12 protein-coding genes and 1 pseudogene are annotated in these 16662 nt (G+C 65.6%); 5 read left to right on the top strand and 8 right to left on the bottom strand.

The window, feature by feature from the left end:
- Positions 1-35 precede the first annotated feature (35 nt).
- A pseudogene (locus ACW4E8_RS04815) lies at positions 36-241 on the top strand (hypothetical protein); the annotation flags it as partial.
- On the opposite strand, the gene ACW4E8_RS04810 reads toward ACW4E8_RS04815, so the two are convergent.
- The 4 genes from ACW4E8_RS04810 to ACW4E8_RS04795 all read right to left on the bottom strand — a co-directional run bounded on the left by ACW4E8_RS04810 (position 238) and on the right by ACW4E8_RS04795 (position 5528).
- Complete coding sequence (locus ACW4E8_RS04810) at positions 238-792, bottom strand: ankyrin repeat domain-containing protein (protein ID WP_456803469.1); 555 nt, start codon at positions 790-792, stop codon at positions 238-240. The pseudogene ACW4E8_RS04815 and the gene ACW4E8_RS04810 overlap by 4 nt on opposite strands.
- Before the next feature lie 31 nt (positions 793-823).
- Positions 824-1282 carry an Lrp/AsnC family transcriptional regulator gene (locus ACW4E8_RS04805; protein ID WP_456803468.1) on the bottom strand — a complete coding sequence of 153 codons (459 nt, stop codon included), beginning with the start codon at positions 1280-1282 and terminating at the stop codon, positions 824-826.
- A 66-nt stretch (positions 1283-1348) separates the two neighbouring features.
- Positions 1349-1924 carry a cysteine dioxygenase gene (locus ACW4E8_RS04800; RefSeq protein WP_456803467.1) on the bottom strand — a complete coding sequence of 192 codons (576 nt, stop codon included), beginning with the start codon at positions 1922-1924 and terminating at the stop codon, positions 1349-1351.
- Between the two features lie 187 nt (positions 1925-2111).
- On the bottom strand, positions 2112-5528 hold the full coding sequence (locus ACW4E8_RS04795) for an AAA family ATPase (protein WP_456803466.1): 3417 nt from the start codon (positions 5526-5528) through the stop codon (positions 2112-2114).
- A 305-nt stretch (positions 5529-5833) separates the two neighbouring features.
- On the opposite strand from ACW4E8_RS04795, the gene ACW4E8_RS04790 reads away from it, so the two are divergent.
- Positions 5834-8563, top strand: a complete 2730-nt coding sequence (locus ACW4E8_RS04790) for a UPF0182 family membrane protein (RefSeq protein WP_456803465.1) — start codon at positions 5834-5836, stop codon at positions 8561-8563.
- A 35-nt stretch (positions 8564-8598) separates the two neighbouring features.
- Here the strand turns inward: ACW4E8_RS04790 and acs are convergent, their stop codons facing one another.
- On the bottom strand, positions 8599-10656 hold the full coding sequence (gene acs / locus ACW4E8_RS04785; RefSeq protein WP_456803464.1) for an acetate--CoA ligase: 2058 nt from the start codon (positions 10654-10656) through the stop codon (positions 8599-8601).
- A gap of 206 nt (positions 10657-10862) precedes the next feature.
- Between acs and ACW4E8_RS04780 the strand changes: the two genes are divergently transcribed.
- From ACW4E8_RS04780 to ACW4E8_RS04770, 3 genes are all read left to right on the top strand, one after another.
- Entirely contained in the window at positions 10863-11291 is a 429-nt protein-coding gene (locus tag ACW4E8_RS04780) for an ACT domain-containing protein (RefSeq protein ID WP_456803463.1), read from the top strand.
- Between the two features lie 209 nt (positions 11292-11500).
- Complete coding sequence (locus tag ACW4E8_RS04775) at positions 11501-11953, top strand: PA2169 family four-helix-bundle protein (protein ID WP_456803462.1); 453 nt, start codon at positions 11501-11503, stop codon at positions 11951-11953.
- A gap of 62 nt (positions 11954-12015) precedes the next feature.
- A complete protein-coding gene (locus ACW4E8_RS04770) occupies positions 12016-12318 on the top strand; it encodes a hypothetical protein (RefSeq protein WP_456803461.1) in 303 nt (100 codons plus the stop codon).
- A gap of 321 nt (positions 12319-12639) precedes the next feature.
- On the opposite strand, the gene ACW4E8_RS04765 is transcribed toward ACW4E8_RS04770, so the two are convergent.
- The 3 genes from ACW4E8_RS04765 to ACW4E8_RS04755 all read right to left on the bottom strand — a co-directional run bounded on the left by ACW4E8_RS04765 (position 12640) and on the right by ACW4E8_RS04755 (position 16606).
- Complete coding sequence (locus tag ACW4E8_RS04765; protein ID WP_456803460.1) at positions 12640-13245, bottom strand: J domain-containing protein; 606 nt, start codon at positions 13243-13245, stop codon at positions 12640-12642.
- Positions 13246-13343: 98 nt separating this feature from the next.
- Positions 13344-15794 carry a spermidine synthase gene (locus ACW4E8_RS04760; protein ID WP_456803459.1) on the bottom strand — a complete coding sequence of 817 codons (2451 nt, stop codon included), beginning with the start codon at positions 15792-15794 and terminating at the stop codon, positions 13344-13346.
- A 32-nt stretch (positions 15795-15826) separates the two neighbouring features.
- Positions 15827-16606: a protein-L-isoaspartate(D-aspartate) O-methyltransferase gene (locus ACW4E8_RS04755; RefSeq protein ID WP_456803458.1), complete on the bottom strand. Its 780-nt coding sequence runs from the start codon at positions 16604-16606 to the stop codon at positions 15827-15829.
- Positions 16607-16662: the final 56 nt, after the last annotated feature.

The following is a 16662-nucleotide window of genomic DNA, read 5'->3' as shown; positions in this document are numbered from 1 at the left end:
CGTTGATGGTGCTCGTCATCACCGTGGGCCTGGGCTATTTCATCGGCAAGGCACGCGTGGGCCCGCTGCTGGTTGGCGCGATTGCCGGGCAACACGTGAGCACCCCGGCGATCAGCGCCATCCTGGCCGCCAGCCAGAGCTCCGTGCCATTGCTGGCTACATCATTACGTATGCCATTGCCAACGTGCTGCTGCCGGTGCTGGGGTCGATCATTGTTTCGCTGGCGTTCAAGTTCACTTAGTTGCCATGTGCGGCGAGCAGCCGTGCAATCGCGGATAGTCCCATTGCTTCGGCCATCTCGCGCGGGGTTTCGCATTCGTCGATGCGCGTCCGGGAAGCCGCATCCGCACCAGCCGCAAGCAGCAACTCCACCGCAGGCAGGTTGCGTATGCTCACCGCCATGTGCAGCGCGGTGTAGTCGTTGATGCCGCGCTGCCCGGGATCGGCACCAAAGTCCAGCAGCAGCCGGAGCACCTCGATCACATCCGTTCGCGTAGTGGCGCCAGGCCGGGCGAGACTGCATGACAGCGCCGCAATCAGCGGCGGAAAGCCAGCGTGATCCTCCGGCCGGGGATCTGCCCCGCTTTCGAGCAAGGCGCGGATCAGCGGCAGCGGACTATGGTAGATCGCGTATTCCAGGCAAGCGCCAATCCCTGGGGGCATGGGCCCGTTGGGAATGCAGGCCGGATCATCAACCGCTGCTCGCAGCGCTTCGATATCGCCGGCACGGAAGGCGGCATGGATCTTTTCGAACTGCCGGTACGCCTCGCAGCGCTCGATGTCTGGGTTCATGGGCTTGCCCGGATGAAGGGCCGGTGCCGGCCTACGCATAATCGAGCGGCAGCGCCGTGGTGTACTTGATCTGCTCCATCGCAAAGCTGGAACTGACGTCGGCCAGCTCGGCGCCCTGGATCAGCTTCTTGTAGACGCGGTCGTAGGCGGCAATATCCGGCACTACCACGCGCAGCAGGTAGTCGGTATCGCCGGCCATGCGGTAGAACTCGGTCACTTCCGGGATCGATGCCACCAGCCCGTGGAACTGCACCAGCCATTTCACGTTGTGCTGGCTGGTGCGGACCGAGACAAAGACCGTGACCCCGGCATTGAGCTTGTCGGCGTCGAGCAGTGCCACGCGTTTGCGGATCAGGCCGGCCTCTTCCAGCCGCTGGATCCGGCGCCAGCATGGCGTCGAGGTCAGGCCGACGCGTTCGCCGATCTCTGCCACCGGCACGGTGGCGTCTTCCTGCAGGATGGCGAGAATCTGTTTGTCGTAGCGGTCCATGGCGCGTAGCGGGTCAGGTGAGGGTGGACCGGCGCCCGCACGCAGCGCGGCTACGCGCGGCCGATGCTAGACGTCGGCGGTCGGCACCAGCAGGTTCACGCCGGTGGCAATGTGGTCGCGGTGCACGCCGTAGAGGTGCAGGGACACGGCGATATCGTCGCTGGCATTGCCCAGCGCATGGATATGCTGCAGCCCGGCCGGCACGCTGAAGGTATCGCCGGCCGTGCGCAAGACGGAGTTGGCATGGCGCGCCTGCCGGCTGGCGGGATCCCACCGGTAGTGCTGCTCGCTCAGCGTGCCGCGCAGCACGCGGTAGGCACACCAGGTGCGATGGCCGTGCACGGGGCTGGTCTGGCCCGGGCGCCAGACCAGCACCATCGCCGAGAAGCGCTCCAGCGGGTCGGCATGGACCAGGTGGCGGGCATAGGTATCCGGCTTGCCGAGCAGGGCACCTGGCGGCAGTGTTGCAAGCAGCGTGTCGGTGTCTGGCAGGTGCACGGCGATGTGGCCGGCCACCATGCGCGCGCTGTGGGCGAAGGTGGCCTCGAGGTCGAACGCCAGCTGGTCGAGCAGCGCGGCTGGCGGGGCGGTATGCGGAAACGCTGCCGGAGCTGCGGCAGTCAGGGGGGATCCGGTCGGCATGGCGGGCACCTTGGTCTTGTTCTGGGTACATGTCCATGATATTTGCGGGCCGGAGCACAGGCATGCGAATTGTCGTTCAATGTCGCCGGGGATTGTAATTCTATTCTAGTAATGAGCTGATCATGAGAATCATATGCTCGAATCGGGCCGGGGCAGGTGGTTGGGGGGCTCCCCCATGGTGCACACTTCAGTCGAGCTCGGCGAGCAGCGCCTTGGCCTCCTGCAGGGCCACGGTGTCGAAGCCTTCGTTGAACCGGCCATAACTCTCGGCCAGCATCTCGCGGGCCTCGGCCCCCTTGCCCTGCTGCCTCCACAGCCGGCTTAAGGACATCACCGCGCGCAGCTCCAGCGATCGGGCGCCCTGGCGGCGCGCGATCGCAATCGCCTGCTGGAAGCAGGCCTCGGCCTCGTCCCGGCCGGCGCCCGCCGCGCCCGCGCAGCTTGGCTGCAGCAGCGTCAGTTCCCCCTTGAGCCGATACAGCTCCGCCTCATACAGGCGCTCGTGCGTTCGGTCTGCCACGGCCAGCGCCTCGGCCAGCATCTGCAGCCCTGCCTCGGCCTGTCCCGCTTTCCCATAGGCTTCGGCCAGCAGCGCCAGGAAATGTGTCTGCCAAATCCCTGCCCCGGTGGCTCGGTAGGCGCTCAAGCCCTGCTGCATTTTCTCGATGCCTTCCACTGTGCGTCCCTGCGCGACCAGCGCCCAGCCCGAGAGGATGGTTCCGGAAGTTAGCCAGAACGGGAAGCCGTGCTCGGTCGCGAGGGCGAGAAGTGCTTCAACCAGTTCATGCATCGGCTGCGTCTCGCCGCGGTACAGGCGAAGCATGGCGGCGAAGGTCAAGGCATTGGCCGAGTCAGGAGGGTGGGACAAGGTCTGAGCCAGCGCGAGCATCTCCTGGCTGCGCGCGAGGGCTTGATCCGGATAGCCGAGCAGCCACAGGTCCAGGGCCAAGCAGGCCAGCGCCAGCACACCAGGCTCCAGGAAGAAGGCCGGCGACTGGCACTGCCCAGAGTCATAGAGGACTAGGGCCTGCTCCAGCTGCGTGCGGGCAGCGCCCAGTTCGCCGAGAGCGAGCAAGCTGACTCCCACCGCCCGATGGGCTTGTACCAGCAACGCAGGGTCCTGCGCCTTTTGGGCCAGCGTCAGGAGTTGCTTCCCCAACTCGTGTGCGGTTGACAGCTCCCCGCGGACTATGAGGGACGTGCGCAGCCCCATCAAGGCGGGGAAGAGCTGAATCGCTTCTCCGAGTTGTCGACACAGCGCCAGCGCTCGGGTGTAAATCGCCTCGACTTCCGGGGCAGCGAGTCCATGGGTGGCCATCCAGGCCGGACCGAGCGTGATCTGCAGTGCGAGTTCCTGCCGTGCGCGTTCGGGACCATCAGGCAAAGTCTTGAGCAAAGCGAGGGCCTTGGTCAGGTGGGCGATCGCTTCGGCATTGGCAGAGCGCTGCGCCGCCTGCCGCCCGGCGCAATGCAGGTATTCCACCGCCTTCGGCGCGTTGCCGCTGCGGCTGAAATGATGCGCCAGCTCGCTGCAGTGCTCCTCGAGCCGGGCGTCAAACAGGGCCTCGATCGCCTGGGCGGTGCGCTCATGCAGCGCACGGCGCCGCTCGCTCAGCAGTGAGCCGTAGGTCACTTCCTGGGTCAGCGCATGCTTGAAGCTGTACTCCACCTCCGGAAACGCCGGCTGCTCGTAGATGAATTCCCCGGCTTGCAGCCGCGTCAGCAGGTTTTTAGTTGTGTCCTCGGGCTGCTCGACGACGCGCGCGAGCAGGCTCCAGGGAAATACCTTGCCGATCACCGCCAGGGTCTGCAGCAGCGCTTTCTCGGCCGGCTGCAGGCGGTCGATGCGGGCGGCGAGCACCCCCTGCACGGTGGTCGGGATGTGCAGCATGGTCGGGATCTGCTCGAGACGGTAATGACCGCGCTCGCCGCGCAGCACGTGCTCCTCGATCAGCGTCTGCACCACTTCCTCGATGAAGAAGGGGTTGCCTTCGGTCTGTCCCAGGATCAGGTGCTCGAGCGGTGCGAGTCCGGCGGTGTCGCCCAGCAAGGTTCGCAGCAGTTCCCGGGCGTCGGCTTCGTCCAGAGGATCCAGCCGCAGCTGCGTGTAGTAGCTCTTGCGACCCCAGTCGTGCCGGTACTCGGGCCGGTAATTGACCAGCAGCAGGATGCGGGCGCTGGCCACGCTCTCGCCGAGAAAACCAAGGAAGGCCTCGGTCTCACTGTCGAGCCACTGCAGATCCTCGACGATCAGCTCCAGCGGCTGGGCCAGACTCTCGCGCACCAGCAGCCGCTTGATCGTCTCGAAAGTACGCTGCCGGCGGACCTGGGCGTCCATCTGCGCCAGCACCGAGTTCGGCTCGGCGGCCCCAAGCAGGTGGAACAGGTAAGGCAGGGCGTCTTCCAGCGCGCGATCCAGGGTCAGGACCTTGCCGGTGAGCTTCTCGCGCCGCCGGCGCTCATCGTCCTGCGCCGTGATCTCGCAGTAGTTCCGCAGCAGCTCGATCAGCGGCAGATACGGATAGGCCTTGCCGTGTGAAACCGAGAAGGTTTCCAGCACCAGGCAATCACGCGGCGCGAGCTGCTTGAACTCGAGGCATAGCCGCGACTTGCCGACCCCCGGCTCGCCGACCACGCCGACGATCTGGCCGTGTCCGGCTTGCGCCCGCGCCCGCGCTTCGCGCAGCTGCTCGAGCTCGCGAGCGCGGCCGACAAAGCGCGCCAGCCCGCGGCTGGCCGACACCTGCAGCCGGGTGCGCAGCGGGCCGAGGCCGAGGACTTCGAAGACCGCGAGCGGCTCGGGCAGCCCCCTGATCGGCGTCGCGCCGAGCGCCTTGAACGCGAAATAGCCTTCGGTCAGGTTGTGAGTGTGTTCGCTCGCGACGATCGAGCCGGGCACCGCGATGCCCTCCATGCGCGAAGCAATGTGGATCGAGTTGCCCACCGGGTCGTAGTCGGTGTGCAAATCCTCGGTGCGGATCGCGCGCACCACCACTTCGCCGGAGTTGATGCCAACGCGGATCTGCAGCGCGATCCCCTGGGCCAGACGCACCCCGTCGGCGTAACGGCGCATGGCCTCCTGCATGCGCAGCGCCGCCAGCAAGGCCCGCTGCGGATGGTCTTCGTTCGCGATCGGCGCGCCGAACAGCGCCAGGATGCCATCGCCCATCGACCTGGCCACATAACCTTCATAGTGATGCACGGCCTCCATCATCAGCGCCAGCACCGGGTCGATCAGGCGGCGCGCGTCTTCGGGATCGAGGTCGTGGATCAGCGCGGTCGAGCCGGCCATGTCGGCGAACAGCGCGGTAACCGTCTTGCGCTCGCCGTCCGCCGCGCCGCGGGCTTCCATGTCCGCCTGCGCCGCCCGGATGCGCTCGGCCAGATAGGAAGGTGTGTAGTCGACGGGGGCGCTGGGCGCAAGTGTCGTGATCGGGGGCGTCGCGCTTAACGGGGTCAGCGGCGCGCCGCATTCGCTGCAGAACTTGGCGCTCGCGCTCGCCTCTTGCCCGCAGGCCGGGCAGACACGCACAAGCTTGCCGCCACATTCCTCGCAGAACTTGGCGCCTGCCGGATTCTCGAACCCGCAGCTTGCGCAGCGCATAGGGCTTGTCCCCCTTCCGGGGCTTGCAAGACTCAACGATTAAATCTTATCAAACGATGCGGCCTCCTATGGCCCGATGACGACCCGAAGGCTGAGCCCTTCGCTGTGCTGCAACGTGTCTCAATCAGCACTTGTATAGGGCAGCCGACGACCAGGTCAACCCGAATCCGACTGTGCCACCGCGCGAGCAGCCGCACGCACTCCTGATTGCCTCGCCTACAATGATTCAGGCTGCACAATTTGCCCTGGATCCATGCATGGCTGCGCAGCAGCTCGGACGACGGTGCGGCAAAGGAGCATGATCGATGCGCTCGCCAGCGAGGGACGCCACGCGCGTGAGACGCCTTGCGACCTGGGTTGTGGCCGTCATCGTCGCGCTGATCGCTGTCGGCCGCGTCACCGGTCTCATTGTTGACTGGCTGTGGTTTGCCTCGGTTGGCTACGCCGGGGTTTTCCGCACGATCTTCTTCACCCAGGCGCTTCTGTTCCTTGCCGTATTCGCCGTTTCGGCAGGCGCGCTCTGGGCATCGGGCTGGCTGGCGCACCACTACGCGAGGCAGGCGCAGGCCTGGACGCCGGAGGTCCTGGGCAACCCGGTCGGCGAGATTGGGACGCGCCTCCCCTGGCGGGCCGCCATTGCCGGCGCCGCCGTCCTCGTGGGGCTGCTCATGGCCGTCGGTGAACTGTCGAGCTGGGCCATTGCGCTGCGCTATATCCATCAGGTGCCTTTCGGCAAGACCGATCCGATCTTCGGCAAGGACATCGGTTTCTACGTATTCTCGCTGCCGGCGTATCTTGCACTCAGGAACTGGCTGCTCCTGCTGCTGTGCTGCTGCGCAGTGGTTGCCGGCGTGGTCTACGGCTTGCGCGGCGACATCGCGCTGATCCGGCCGCCGCGCGGGCTTTCACCGGCGGCCGCTACACATGGATCGGCATTGCTCGGCTTGTTCTTCGCGCTGCAGGCGTGGTCCTACTGGCTCGACCGCTTCATGCTGCTCTACGGCGACAACGGCGTCGTGGTCGGCGCGAGCTATACCGATGTCCATGTCGGGCTGCCGGTCCTGTGGCTGCAATTCGGCCTGGCTGCCGCGGCTGCCGCCGCTTCATGGGCCAATATGCGCTGGCGGGACTATCGGGTGCCTGCGGCCGCGGTACTCCTGGTGGTCGGCAGCGCAATCCTGCTCGGCACGATCTGGCCGGCACTGTTCCAGCGTTTCTACGTCAAGCCAAACGAGCTGCAGCTGGAGACGCCGTATCTGGAACACAATATTGCGCTGACGCGCGAGGCCTATGGCGTGACGCAGATCGAGGTAAAGCCGTTTCCGGTCGAACAGAGCCTGAATCTCGCCTCGCTCCAGGCCAATCGCCCGACCATCGACAACATCCGCCTGTGGGACCTGCAGCCGCTGCGCGATACCTATGCGCAGTTGCAGGAGATCAGGACCTATTACAAGTTCCTCGCGACGGACATCGACCGCTACCAGCTCAGCGCAGGCTACCAGCAGGTCATGCTGTCGGCGCGGGAGCTGGAGCCGGCGCTGATCCCGGCCAATGCCCAGACCTGGGTGAACCTGCATCTCTTGTTCACCCATGGCAATGGCGTCGTGATGTCGCCGGTCACCGAGAAATCCGCCGAAGGCCTGCCCTCGCTCTATCTGCATGGCATTCCCCCGCTCTCCAACGGCGGCCCGGTCATCCAGGAGCCGCGCCTCTACTTCGGTGAAGGCGGCAAAGGCTATGTCATCGTCAAAGGCAGCGTGCCCGAGTTCGACTACCCCAAGGGCAAGGACAACGTCTATGCGGCCTACAGCGGGCGCGACGGTATCGAAATCGGCGGCATGGGGCGCCGGGCCCTGTTCGCCTGGCAGCTCGGCGATCCCAATATCCTGCTGAGCGGCTACATCACGCAGCAAAGCCGCATCCTGCTCCATCGCAACATCCGGGACCGCGTGCGCACGATCGCCCCGTTCCTCAGCCTCGACCATGACCCCTATGTGGTCGTGAGCGACGGGCGCCTTTACTGGATCCAGGACGCCTACACCACCAGCCGCTGGTTCCCTTATTCGCAGCCCGGCACCGGCGGCGGCCACAACTACATCCGCAACGCAGTCAAGGTCGTGATCGATGCGTACAACGGCACGGTCGACTTCTACATCAGCGACCCGGCCGATCCGATCCTGCAGGTGTACCAGCGCATCTTCCCGGGCATGTTCAGGCCGCTGGGAGCCATGCCGCAGGACCTGCAGCGGCATATCCGCTACCCTGAAGACCTTTTCCTGATCCAGGCGCAGATCTACCGCGCCTACCACATGGAAGCGGCGGAAGTCTTCTATAACCGCGAGGATCTCTGGGAGTTCCCACGCCAGCTGTCTGGCATGAGCGCAGGAAACATGCCCGCCGCGCGGATGATGCCCTACTACATGATCCTGCGGCTGCCAGGGGAACCGCGCGCCGAGTTCGTCCTCATGCTGCCGATGGTGCCCAGCCAGCGCGAGAACATGATCGCCTGGCTGGCGGCGCGCTCCGATCCCCCCAACTACGGCAAGCTCGTCGCCTACACCTTTCCCAAGGAAAAACTGGTCTACGGGCCGTTCCAGATCGAGGCGCGCATCCAGCAGAATACCGAGATCTCGCAGCAGATTTCCCTGTGGAACCAGATGGGCTCACGCGTCATCCGCGGCCATCTGCAGGTCGTGCCCATCGAGAACTCCATCCTCTATGTCTCGCCGCTCTACCTGCGTGCGGAGTCCGGCCAGTTGCCCGAACTCAAGCGGGTGATCGCCGCCTATGGCGATCGCGTGGTCATGGAGGACACCCTGGGCGCAGCCCTTGCGGCCCTCTTCAAGGAATCCGCCCCGGCGGCGATACCGGCGCAGGGCGCAGCGAACGCCCGCGCCCGCGAGGCACTCGCACACTATGACCGCGCCGTCGAGCGCTTGAAGGCGGGGGACTGGAGCGGCTTCGGCGCGGAACTCGATGCCTTGCGGCCGCTGCTTGAGGCGCTCGGGGCCGGGGGTGCCGATGAGCGGAAGTGAGCGGCCTGCCGGGAGCCGCCGGGAGGAGTGCCGTCCTATGTCGCCAGCTCCTTGATCTTCTCGACGACCTCCGGATTGGCAAGCGTGGACACGTCGCCAGGCTCCTGGTGGTTGGAGATCGCCGCCAGCACGCGGCGCATGATCTTGCCCGAGCGTGTCTTGGGCATGTCGGGAACAATCACGACCCGATGCGGACGCGCAATCGCGCCAATCTGGGACACCACCGCGGCCGAGACCTTGTTCGCGATCTTGGTGGAAGGCGACAGTCCCGGCTTGAGCGACACATAGAGATCAGGCACCTTGCCCTTGACCTCGTCGGCCACCGGCACCACCGCCGCCTCGGCGACGTCTGGCACCAGCAGTGCGGCCGATTCGATCTCCTTGGTGCCAAGGCGATGGCCGGAAACGTTGATCACATCGTCGATGCGGCCAAGGATGCGAAAGTAGCCGTCCGCGGCCTGCATTGCGCCATCGCCCGCCATATATGGCCAGTCGCGCCAGTCCTTGCTGTCGGGATTCTTGCAATAGCGCGCATAGTACTGGCGCACGTAGCGGTCCGGATCCTTCCAGACGGTCTGGAATATGCCCGGCCAGGGATTGCGGATGCAGATGTTGCCCGCCTTGCCCGAGCCGGCCGGGACCTCCTTGCCTTCCTCGTCAAAGATCACCGGATGAATGCCCGGAATCCCCGGGCCAGTGCTGCCGGGCTTCATCGGGTGGATGCCCGGCAGCGTGCTGCAGAGGAAGCCGCCATTCTCGGTTTGCCACCAGGTGTCCACGATGACCGCCTCGCCCTTGCCGACTTCACGGTGGTACCACTTCCAGACTTCGGGCTCGATCGGCTCGCCCACCGTGGTCATGTGCTTGAAATGGCAGTTGTACTTCGCAGGCTCGTCGGGCCCGTTGCGCCGCAGCGCGCGGATTGCAGTGGGCGAGGTGTGGAAGATATTGACACCAAGGCTTTCCGCAATACGCCAGGGCCGGCCGGCGTCGGGCCAGGTCGGCACGCCTTCATAGACGACAGACGAAGCGGCAAGCGCGAGCGGGCCATAGACGATGTAGGAATGCCCGGTGATCCAGCCAATATCGGCCATGCACCAGTAGACGTCCTCGGGGTGGATATCCTGGATGTACTTCGAGGTCCACGCCACGTAGGACAGATAGCCGCCGGTGGAATGCTGGCAGCCCTTGGGCCGGCCCGTGGTGCCGCTCGTGTACATCAGGAACAGCGGCGCCTCCGCCGGCATCGGCTCGGGCTCGACACGCCTGCCGCGGAACCCGGCTAGCACGTCATTGAGAATGACATCGCGGCCCTTCACCAGTTTGGCGGCACTGGAATACTTGCCCGGGTAGCGCTGCCAGATCAGGACCTTCTCGACCTGCTGACCGGCGCTGGCGGCTTCTGCCACGGCGATGTCGGCCTTTTCCTTGTGATCGAGCAATTCACCGCCGCGGTAATAGGCGTCCATGGTGATCAGCAGCCGGCTCTCGGAGTCCGCGATGCGCTCACCGCAGGCCTTGCCGCTGAAGCCGCTGAATACCTGGGAATGAATCACGCCGATGCGCGCGCATGCGAGCATGGTGATGGGCAGTTCGGCCACCATCGGCATATGCAGCGTGACGCGGTCGCCGGCCTTCAGGCCGCAGAACTCGCGCAGCAGGGCGGCCAACTCATTGACGCGAACAAAGAGCTCCTGGTAGGTGAGGTGATGCACCGCCTCATGTTCCGGCTCGGGCACGAAATGAATCGCGGTCTTGTTCCTGTACGCGGCGAGGTGGCGATCCACGCAATTGTGGCAGGCGTTGATCTTGCCGCCGACGAACCAGCGCCAGAAAGGCGGGTTGCTGGTATCCGCCGTCGTTTCCCAGTATTTGTACCAATCCAGCAGGTCTGCGAACTCCTTGAAGCACTCGGGGAAACGATCGAGGGAGAAGCGCTCGAAAATGTGCGGATCGGTCAGATTGGCCTGCGCAATGAACTGGCCGGCCGGCGGGACATAGTCCTCCTCGGGCCAATGGACCGCGATTTCGGCCTCGGACACATCGGCCAATTCCTGCTGTGCAGCATGGCGTGGCGATTTGCCTTCAGACATGACGATTCCCCTTCACTTTCCATGGCATCCATCCAGGTAGTGTCGGTGCCACTATCCTGCGATAGCTGCCGGAAACGACTAGTCCATATTAAGTCCGGGCACGGGGAGTTGCCAGGAAATCGGCCTGCCGCTGTCCGCCGAGCCCAGAGCTTGCCTGCCGGCCGCCATACGCTAGATTCGTAGTGGGGGGCATTGGAGAATGAGCAATGACCAACGATCTTCTTGTGGAACGCGTGGACGTGTGGGCGGCAACCATACCGGACCGGCCCGGCGGCCTCGCGGAGGTACTGGAGACCTTGCGCGATGCCGGCGCGGACCTGCAATTCGCGATTGCGCGCCGCACGCCGGAGGACCCCGGCAAGGGTGTCGTGTTCGTGACACCGCTGCAGAATGACAGGGAAATCCGTGCAGCTGCCCAGGTCGGCTTCAATGTCACGCACAGCCTGCATTCGGTGCGAATCATGGGCGGGGACCGGCCCGGCATCGTGGCGGAACTGACCCGAAAGCTTGCGGAAGGCGGAATCAACCTGCGCGGATTCTCTGCCTCCGTCATCGGGGTACAGTTTGTCGCGTACGTGTCGTTGGACTCGCTCGACGATGCGAACAAGGCAATGGCAATCCTGGGCAAGGGCTGAAACGGGGTTCGGCCATCTCCTATCATGGAATCACGCCTTGCCTCTGAACGGGCAGGCAGATGGGCCCGGCGCGAACCGGCTGATTCATGTTGATGGCGTCTCCGACGATCCCCTCACGGCCGGTTGCGCCGTGGCGGTCCGTCCGTTGGCGAGTCCTGGCGATTTGCGCCGAAGCTGCGCGTCGCTGGCATGCAAGTTGGGAGAATTCCATGGGCAACAACCAGCAACAAACTGTCTTAGCGCTGAACCAGCTGATCGAGGCTGGCAAGGACAGCGAACTGGCCTGCATGAGCGGCGCCAGCGAAGTGCACGATGCGCAGATTCGCGACATTCTGACCAGCACCGCGGATTCGTGCCGGGCGTCGGTGAAGGAGTTGCAGTCGCTGGTCAGCGCCATGGGCGGCGCGCCAACTGACCGGGGCAGCATGAATGGCATGCTGTTCCGCCGCTGGATGGCATTCCGCCACATGCTGTCGCCGAACAACGACGACGCCGTGCTGGGAATGTGCGAGCACGAGGAAGATGCCGCCAGGCGCGAGTATCAGTCCGTCATGATGAAGCCGCTGCCACCAGAGGCCAGCGCGGCGCTTCAGCGCCAGTATGAGGCGTTGATGCAGCATCATGGCCGGATTCATGCCATGCGCGGTATGCAGATCCACTGAGGGCTTGGCCGCTCGCAATGATGACTTTCACGCCACGATCTTGCGCGCGATGGGAGAAAGAAATGGCAACCTACGAGTTCAAGGACAAGGATCTCCAGTTCCTTGCCCAGGGCGCTGACTCCTGTTTCCCGTCCCCTGACGCTGCTTTCGTTGAGTGCGCAGACAGCCATCCGGCGTTCCTGGTGACATGGCCGGAGAGCGGACCGACGACGATGCGTCTCAAGGTGCAGATTCGGACAAGCCAGTACGCCAGTTACCTGACGGATCCGTTCAGGGGACGCGAAGTCCTGCGCAAGGCAGTTGAAGACCGCCTTGCGCTGATCCACACGGTGAAAAGCGGGCTCCTGGTCGCCCCCGACATCTAGGGTCTGTTCCCATATGGAACGTACGCGCGTTGGCCCGAGCCGGGGTCAGCTACGCGAAGGGCGTCGCCGCGAAGGGTCATTCCCTTTGCAAGGCGCCCGACAAAGTAGATGGCCCCGGCTCGGGCCAACCCGGAGGGCAAGGGGGATACGCGGCGCATGGCGTCGTTGCCAGCCGCTTGCTTGGAATGACCAAGCGGCGCGACTGGCGCCTAGCCCTGCGCCGCGTATCCCCCTTGCGCGCGCACGTTCCATATGGGAACAGACCCTAGGGTCTTGTTATCGGCTTGCGCGCCAGAGGGTGCAGTCTTGAAGACTCCCCCGCTACGAGCGGATGCCGAACAAGCCGTGCCAGAACGAATCGAAGGCGCCGGCGTGACGCCTGGGCCGCGTCGCCTCGTCGGGGTTTGATGCTTCCGCCCCGGCGGGCGCCTGGGCGGCCTCGGTGTCCGGCGTGTGCGCGGCCCGCGCACTTGCCCGCCGCGACTCCTGCAGGGCCCATATGCTGTCCGCGATGCGTGCCGCCAGTTCCGCGTCGCAGTCCCGGCCAAGCAGCACGCCGAAGATGACGTCGCGGTTGTGGCCGTCGTCGGCAAAGCGCATCGCGATACCGAGCATTTTCTCGTAGTGTTCCTGCGCGATGCGCTGGCTCTCGCGTTGCGCCTCGCGCTCCTGCTCTTCCTGGGCCTCGCGCTCCGCCTGCCAGCGCTGCATCTCCCGCGCGAATACCTCGTCGTAGATCTGGCGCTGACCGGCATCCGAAAGAATGGTGTAGGCGTCGCGGATTTCCTGGAATGCCGCATGCGCCTCAGTCTCGCGGCCAAGGTTGCGGTCGGGGTGCCACTTCATCGCGGCGCGGCGGTAGGCGCGCTTGATCTCGTCCAGGGTGGCGTCCGGTTGCACGCCGAGGGTCGTGTAGAGGGTGGTCATGGGCCGATTGGGCGTCTGCTGGGCGCTGCTGGGCGGGCATTCATCCTAGCACGGGGTGACCCGCAGCCATGGCATGCGAGATCGATCCCGGCCCCGGTTCATGGGCACGCAAGCGCGGCGGCAGCGTACAGGAGTAGCGCCACCAGCACCACCGCGGTGAATCCGACGTGGATCGCGACCAGCGTGGCAAGGACCGCCGCCACCACCGAGGCGCAGGCGTTGATGCCCCATGCCCAGGGCACCAGCGTTTCGTCGCGGGCCGCGACCCGGGCCAGGCCGAGCGGGAATGGCATTCCCATCAGGAACGCCAGCGGCGCGATCAGCAGCACGGAGACGCCTATCCTGGCCGGATCCGGTAACCCGATCAGCAGCCTGAAGACTGTCGGCAGCGCCACCAGGTAGACCAGCGCGGCCACGCAGATGCCGCTGACGGCCAGCGCCGCCTGCCGCCTGCCGCGGTCATCGCCAGCGCGCGCGGGCATGCGCTGGGCGTATCGGCTACCCAGTCCCGCAAAGCAAAGAAAGGCGCACAGCACCACCGCGACTGCATAGAGCGGGTGGCTCAGGAACAGGATGAATTTCTGGATAAAGGCGATCTCCACGAACATGAAGCCGAGGCCGACCGCCAGGAAGTAGAAGCCGGCTCGCCATTCGGGCAACCGCCGCACGGCTGCGCCATTGCCGCCAAGCCCCGCGGCGGGCTGCGGCCGGGGGCGCCGCCGCAGGATCCAGAGCGGGACCACGATCAGCAGCAATGCCAGGGCGGTGGCCTGCAGCAGCGTGGCCACCAGCACCGGATAGCCCCATTCCAGCAAGGGCAGGCCGCCCTGCGCCTTGAGCGACAGCAGTTCAGGCAGCGTGCGCCATTTGAAGAAATGGAAGAAGTACGGCCTGTCGTCGGTGGCGGGCCGCACGTCGAATTTGTAGCGGGACAGGAAGCGGTCGCGTTCGGGGCCGAGCAGGGCCTGCGCGGCGTCGAAGAAGTAGGGCTGGTCCAGCACGTTGTAGCGATTCGCCTGGCCGGGCTGGATGCCGGGATAGTATTCGACGTCGAAGGAACGGGCGCGGCAGAAGTCGGCGAGGGCGGCAAGGTCCGCTGCACTGAATTCCCCGTTCTTGACGACCAGCGTGGCCGTCTTCCAGCCACGGACCAGCGCCAGCCGCCGGGATGGCTCGGGCACGCCCGCGCCTTCCATGGCGGCCACGGCGGTGGCGAAGAGTTTGGGTATGTCACGGGGCGGCAGCGTGACCCAGCGCGTGATCGCAAGCAGGCCGCCGGGCCTAAGATGGCGCAGGTAGCCCTGGAAGGCCTCCACGGTATAGAGATAACTCTCGGAGAGCGCGTACAGTCCGGCCGATGACGTGCTGAATGAATCCAGCAGGGCCACCTGGATGAGGTCGTAGCGTGCCGTGCTGGCCGCCAGGAATCCGCGCGCCTCGCCGGCAAAGACACGGACGCCGGCCGCACTGTACGGCTTGCCGGAAAACGCAGCGAAGCGGCCCTGCACCAGGTCGATCACCTGCGGATTCAGTTCCACGGCATCGACCGCGCTGGCCTGGTGATAGACCGCCTGCAAGACGTCCGCCCCCGCACCGCTGCCCAGCACCAGCACCTTCGGATCCCGCAACAGGTGGTAAGGCAGGGCAGAGGTGAGGTCGCCCAGGTAGGCAAGCGGTTCGCGCCGGCCGTCATAGCGGTTGAGCGCACTGAGCCCGTCGCCATCGGTAAATACGGCCAGTTGTGCTGGCGGCTCCTGGCTGGCATTCAGGCTCAGCCCGGGCGCGTGCCGCAACGGGATCGAAGGGCTCTCGACCACCGTGACCAGGCCGAGGGGACTGGAGCGCTGCGCCACCACGCGCGCATTGCCGATGCGCAGGGCCTGGCTCAGCTCCTTGTACTCGGACGGCCGCAGCGCAATCCAGTCACCTGGCACGCCGGCCGGCACGATTGCCGCCAACAGCAGCAGCGCCGGCAGCCAGGGCCGATGCCAGCGGCATTCCACGCATGCCAGGGCCGCCGCTGCCATGCCTGCCGTACCGACCAGCCGCAGGGCATCGACCGGATGCAGCACGAACAGCGCCACGATGATGCCCAGGCAGCCCAGCCCGGCGCCAAGGATGTCGAAGCTGTAGATGCGGGGAACCTGCTCGGTGAAGCGGGAAAAGCTCAGGCAGATACTGGTGGCGGCGCAAAAGAACGGCACGAACAGCAGCAGGTAGATCAGCAACAGGCGCAGCGGCTGCGATGGCTCCCACAGGATCTCCAGGGGATTGAACGCCACGTGCTGGGCCAGGGCGAAGCAGGCCATCGCGCTGACGCCGAACAGCAGGGCCCCGCCCGCGAAGACGGGGACAAAATGGCGGACCAGCGTTCGCTGCGCCAGTGCCACCAGCGCACCCGCCGCGCCATAGCCCAGCAGTGCCACGCTGATCATCATGTAGGCGAAGTGATGCCACTGGATGATGGAAAGCAGCCGCATCAGCAGGATCTCGTAGCCCAGCGCGGCGGCAGAGAGCAAGGCCAGGGCGAATAGCGGGGGGCGTGGCATGGCGTCAGCTGGCAGGGCTGATGTGCCGCGCCTCAGTGCTTGCCAACCAGCGGCACGAACCTGACCGGCAGGATCTGCCTGGTGGACACGGCGCCGTCCGCGGACTTTTCGACCAGCAGCAGATACTGCGTCAGGAACTGGGCGCCCACCGGGATCACCATGCGGCCGCCTGGCTTCAGTTGCCGGATCAGCGGCGGTGGCACGTGGCTAGCCGCCGCGGTGACGACGATGGCGTCATAGGGCGCGTGCTCGTCCCAGCCGTAGTAGCCGTCGCCCACCTTGCACGCCACCTGCCGGTAGGCCAGCCGCTTCAGGCGGTCGCAGGCCTGCCGCCCCAGTGGCTCGATGATCTCGATGGTATAAACCGCACGAGCCAGCCCGGTCAGCACCGCGGCCTGGTAGCCGGAGCCGGTGCCGATCTCAAGCACCGTGTCGCCAGGCTTGACCATCATCAGGTCGGTCATCAGGGCGACGATATACGGCTGCGAAATGGTCTGGCCATGGCCAATCGGCAGCGGCCGGTTCTCATAGGCGTGCGGCTTCTGCTCGTCCGGCACAAACTCGTGGCGAGGCACTTGCCCCATCACGGCCATGACGCGCGCGTCGATGGCATGCCTGCCGCTCTGGGCGGCGGCCTCTGCCGCGACCTCGGCGATCTCCTTGACCATGTCGGCGCGCTGTGGGGCAAGGGCGTCGTCGGCGGCGGTGGTCGAGCAGAACAAGGCCAGCGCGATGGTGGCAATCGAGATTGGAATGGATGGGCGGGGCGCTGAGGGCTTCACGAGTGGGACAGGCAAGGAGCCTACCGTCATCGTAGATCATCGGTCTGGCTGGCGCAGGTAAGTGATAAGAGAGGCGCCTGCCAATC

Source organism: Cupriavidus sp. CP313 (assembly GCF_054072015.1).
This window is presented reverse-complemented; position numbering and strand designations above follow the sequence as displayed.

Excerpts from the sequence above, each read along its gene's own strand:
- ACW4E8_RS04810 (WP_456803469.1), bottom strand. The coding sequence starts at position 792 with ATGAACCCAGACATCGAGCGCTGCGAGGCGTACCGGCAGTTCGAAAAG.
- ACW4E8_RS04795 (WP_456803466.1), bottom strand. The coding sequence starts at position 5,528 with ATGCGCTGCGCAAGCTGCGGGTTCGAGAATCCGGCAGGCGCCAAGTTC.
- ACW4E8_RS04755 (WP_456803458.1), bottom strand. The coding sequence starts at position 16,606 with ATGACGGTAGGCTCCTTGCCTGTCCCACTCGTGAAGCCCTCAGCGCCC.
- ACW4E8_RS04760 (WP_456803459.1), bottom strand. The coding sequence starts at position 15,794 with ATGCCACGCCCCCCGCTATTCGCCCTGGCCTTGCTCTCTGCCGCCGCG.
- ACW4E8_RS04780 (WP_456803463.1), top strand. The coding sequence starts at position 10,863 with ATGACCAACGATCTTCTTGTGGAACGCGTGGACGTGTGGGCGGCAACC.
- ACW4E8_RS04765 (WP_456803460.1), bottom strand. The coding sequence starts at position 13,245 with ATGACCACCCTCTACACGACCCTCGGCGTGCAACCGGACGCCACCCTG.
- ACW4E8_RS04800 (WP_456803467.1), bottom strand. The coding sequence starts at position 1,924 with ATGCCGACCGGATCCCCCCTGACTGCCGCAGCTCCGGCAGCGTTTCCG.
- ACW4E8_RS04770 (WP_456803461.1), top strand. The coding sequence starts at position 12,016 with ATGGCAACCTACGAGTTCAAGGACAAGGATCTCCAGTTCCTTGCCCAG.
- acs (WP_456803464.1), bottom strand. The coding sequence starts at position 10,656 with ATGTCTGAAGGCAAATCGCCACGCCATGCTGCACAGCAGGAATTGGCC.
- ACW4E8_RS04790 (WP_456803465.1), top strand. The coding sequence starts at position 5,834 with ATGCGCTCGCCAGCGAGGGACGCCACGCGCGTGAGACGCCTTGCGACC.
- ACW4E8_RS04805 (WP_456803468.1), bottom strand. The coding sequence starts at position 1,282 with ATGGACCGCTACGACAAACAGATTCTCGCCATCCTGCAGGAAGACGCC.
- ACW4E8_RS04775 (WP_456803462.1), top strand. The coding sequence starts at position 11,501 with ATGGGCAACAACCAGCAACAAACTGTCTTAGCGCTGAACCAGCTGATC.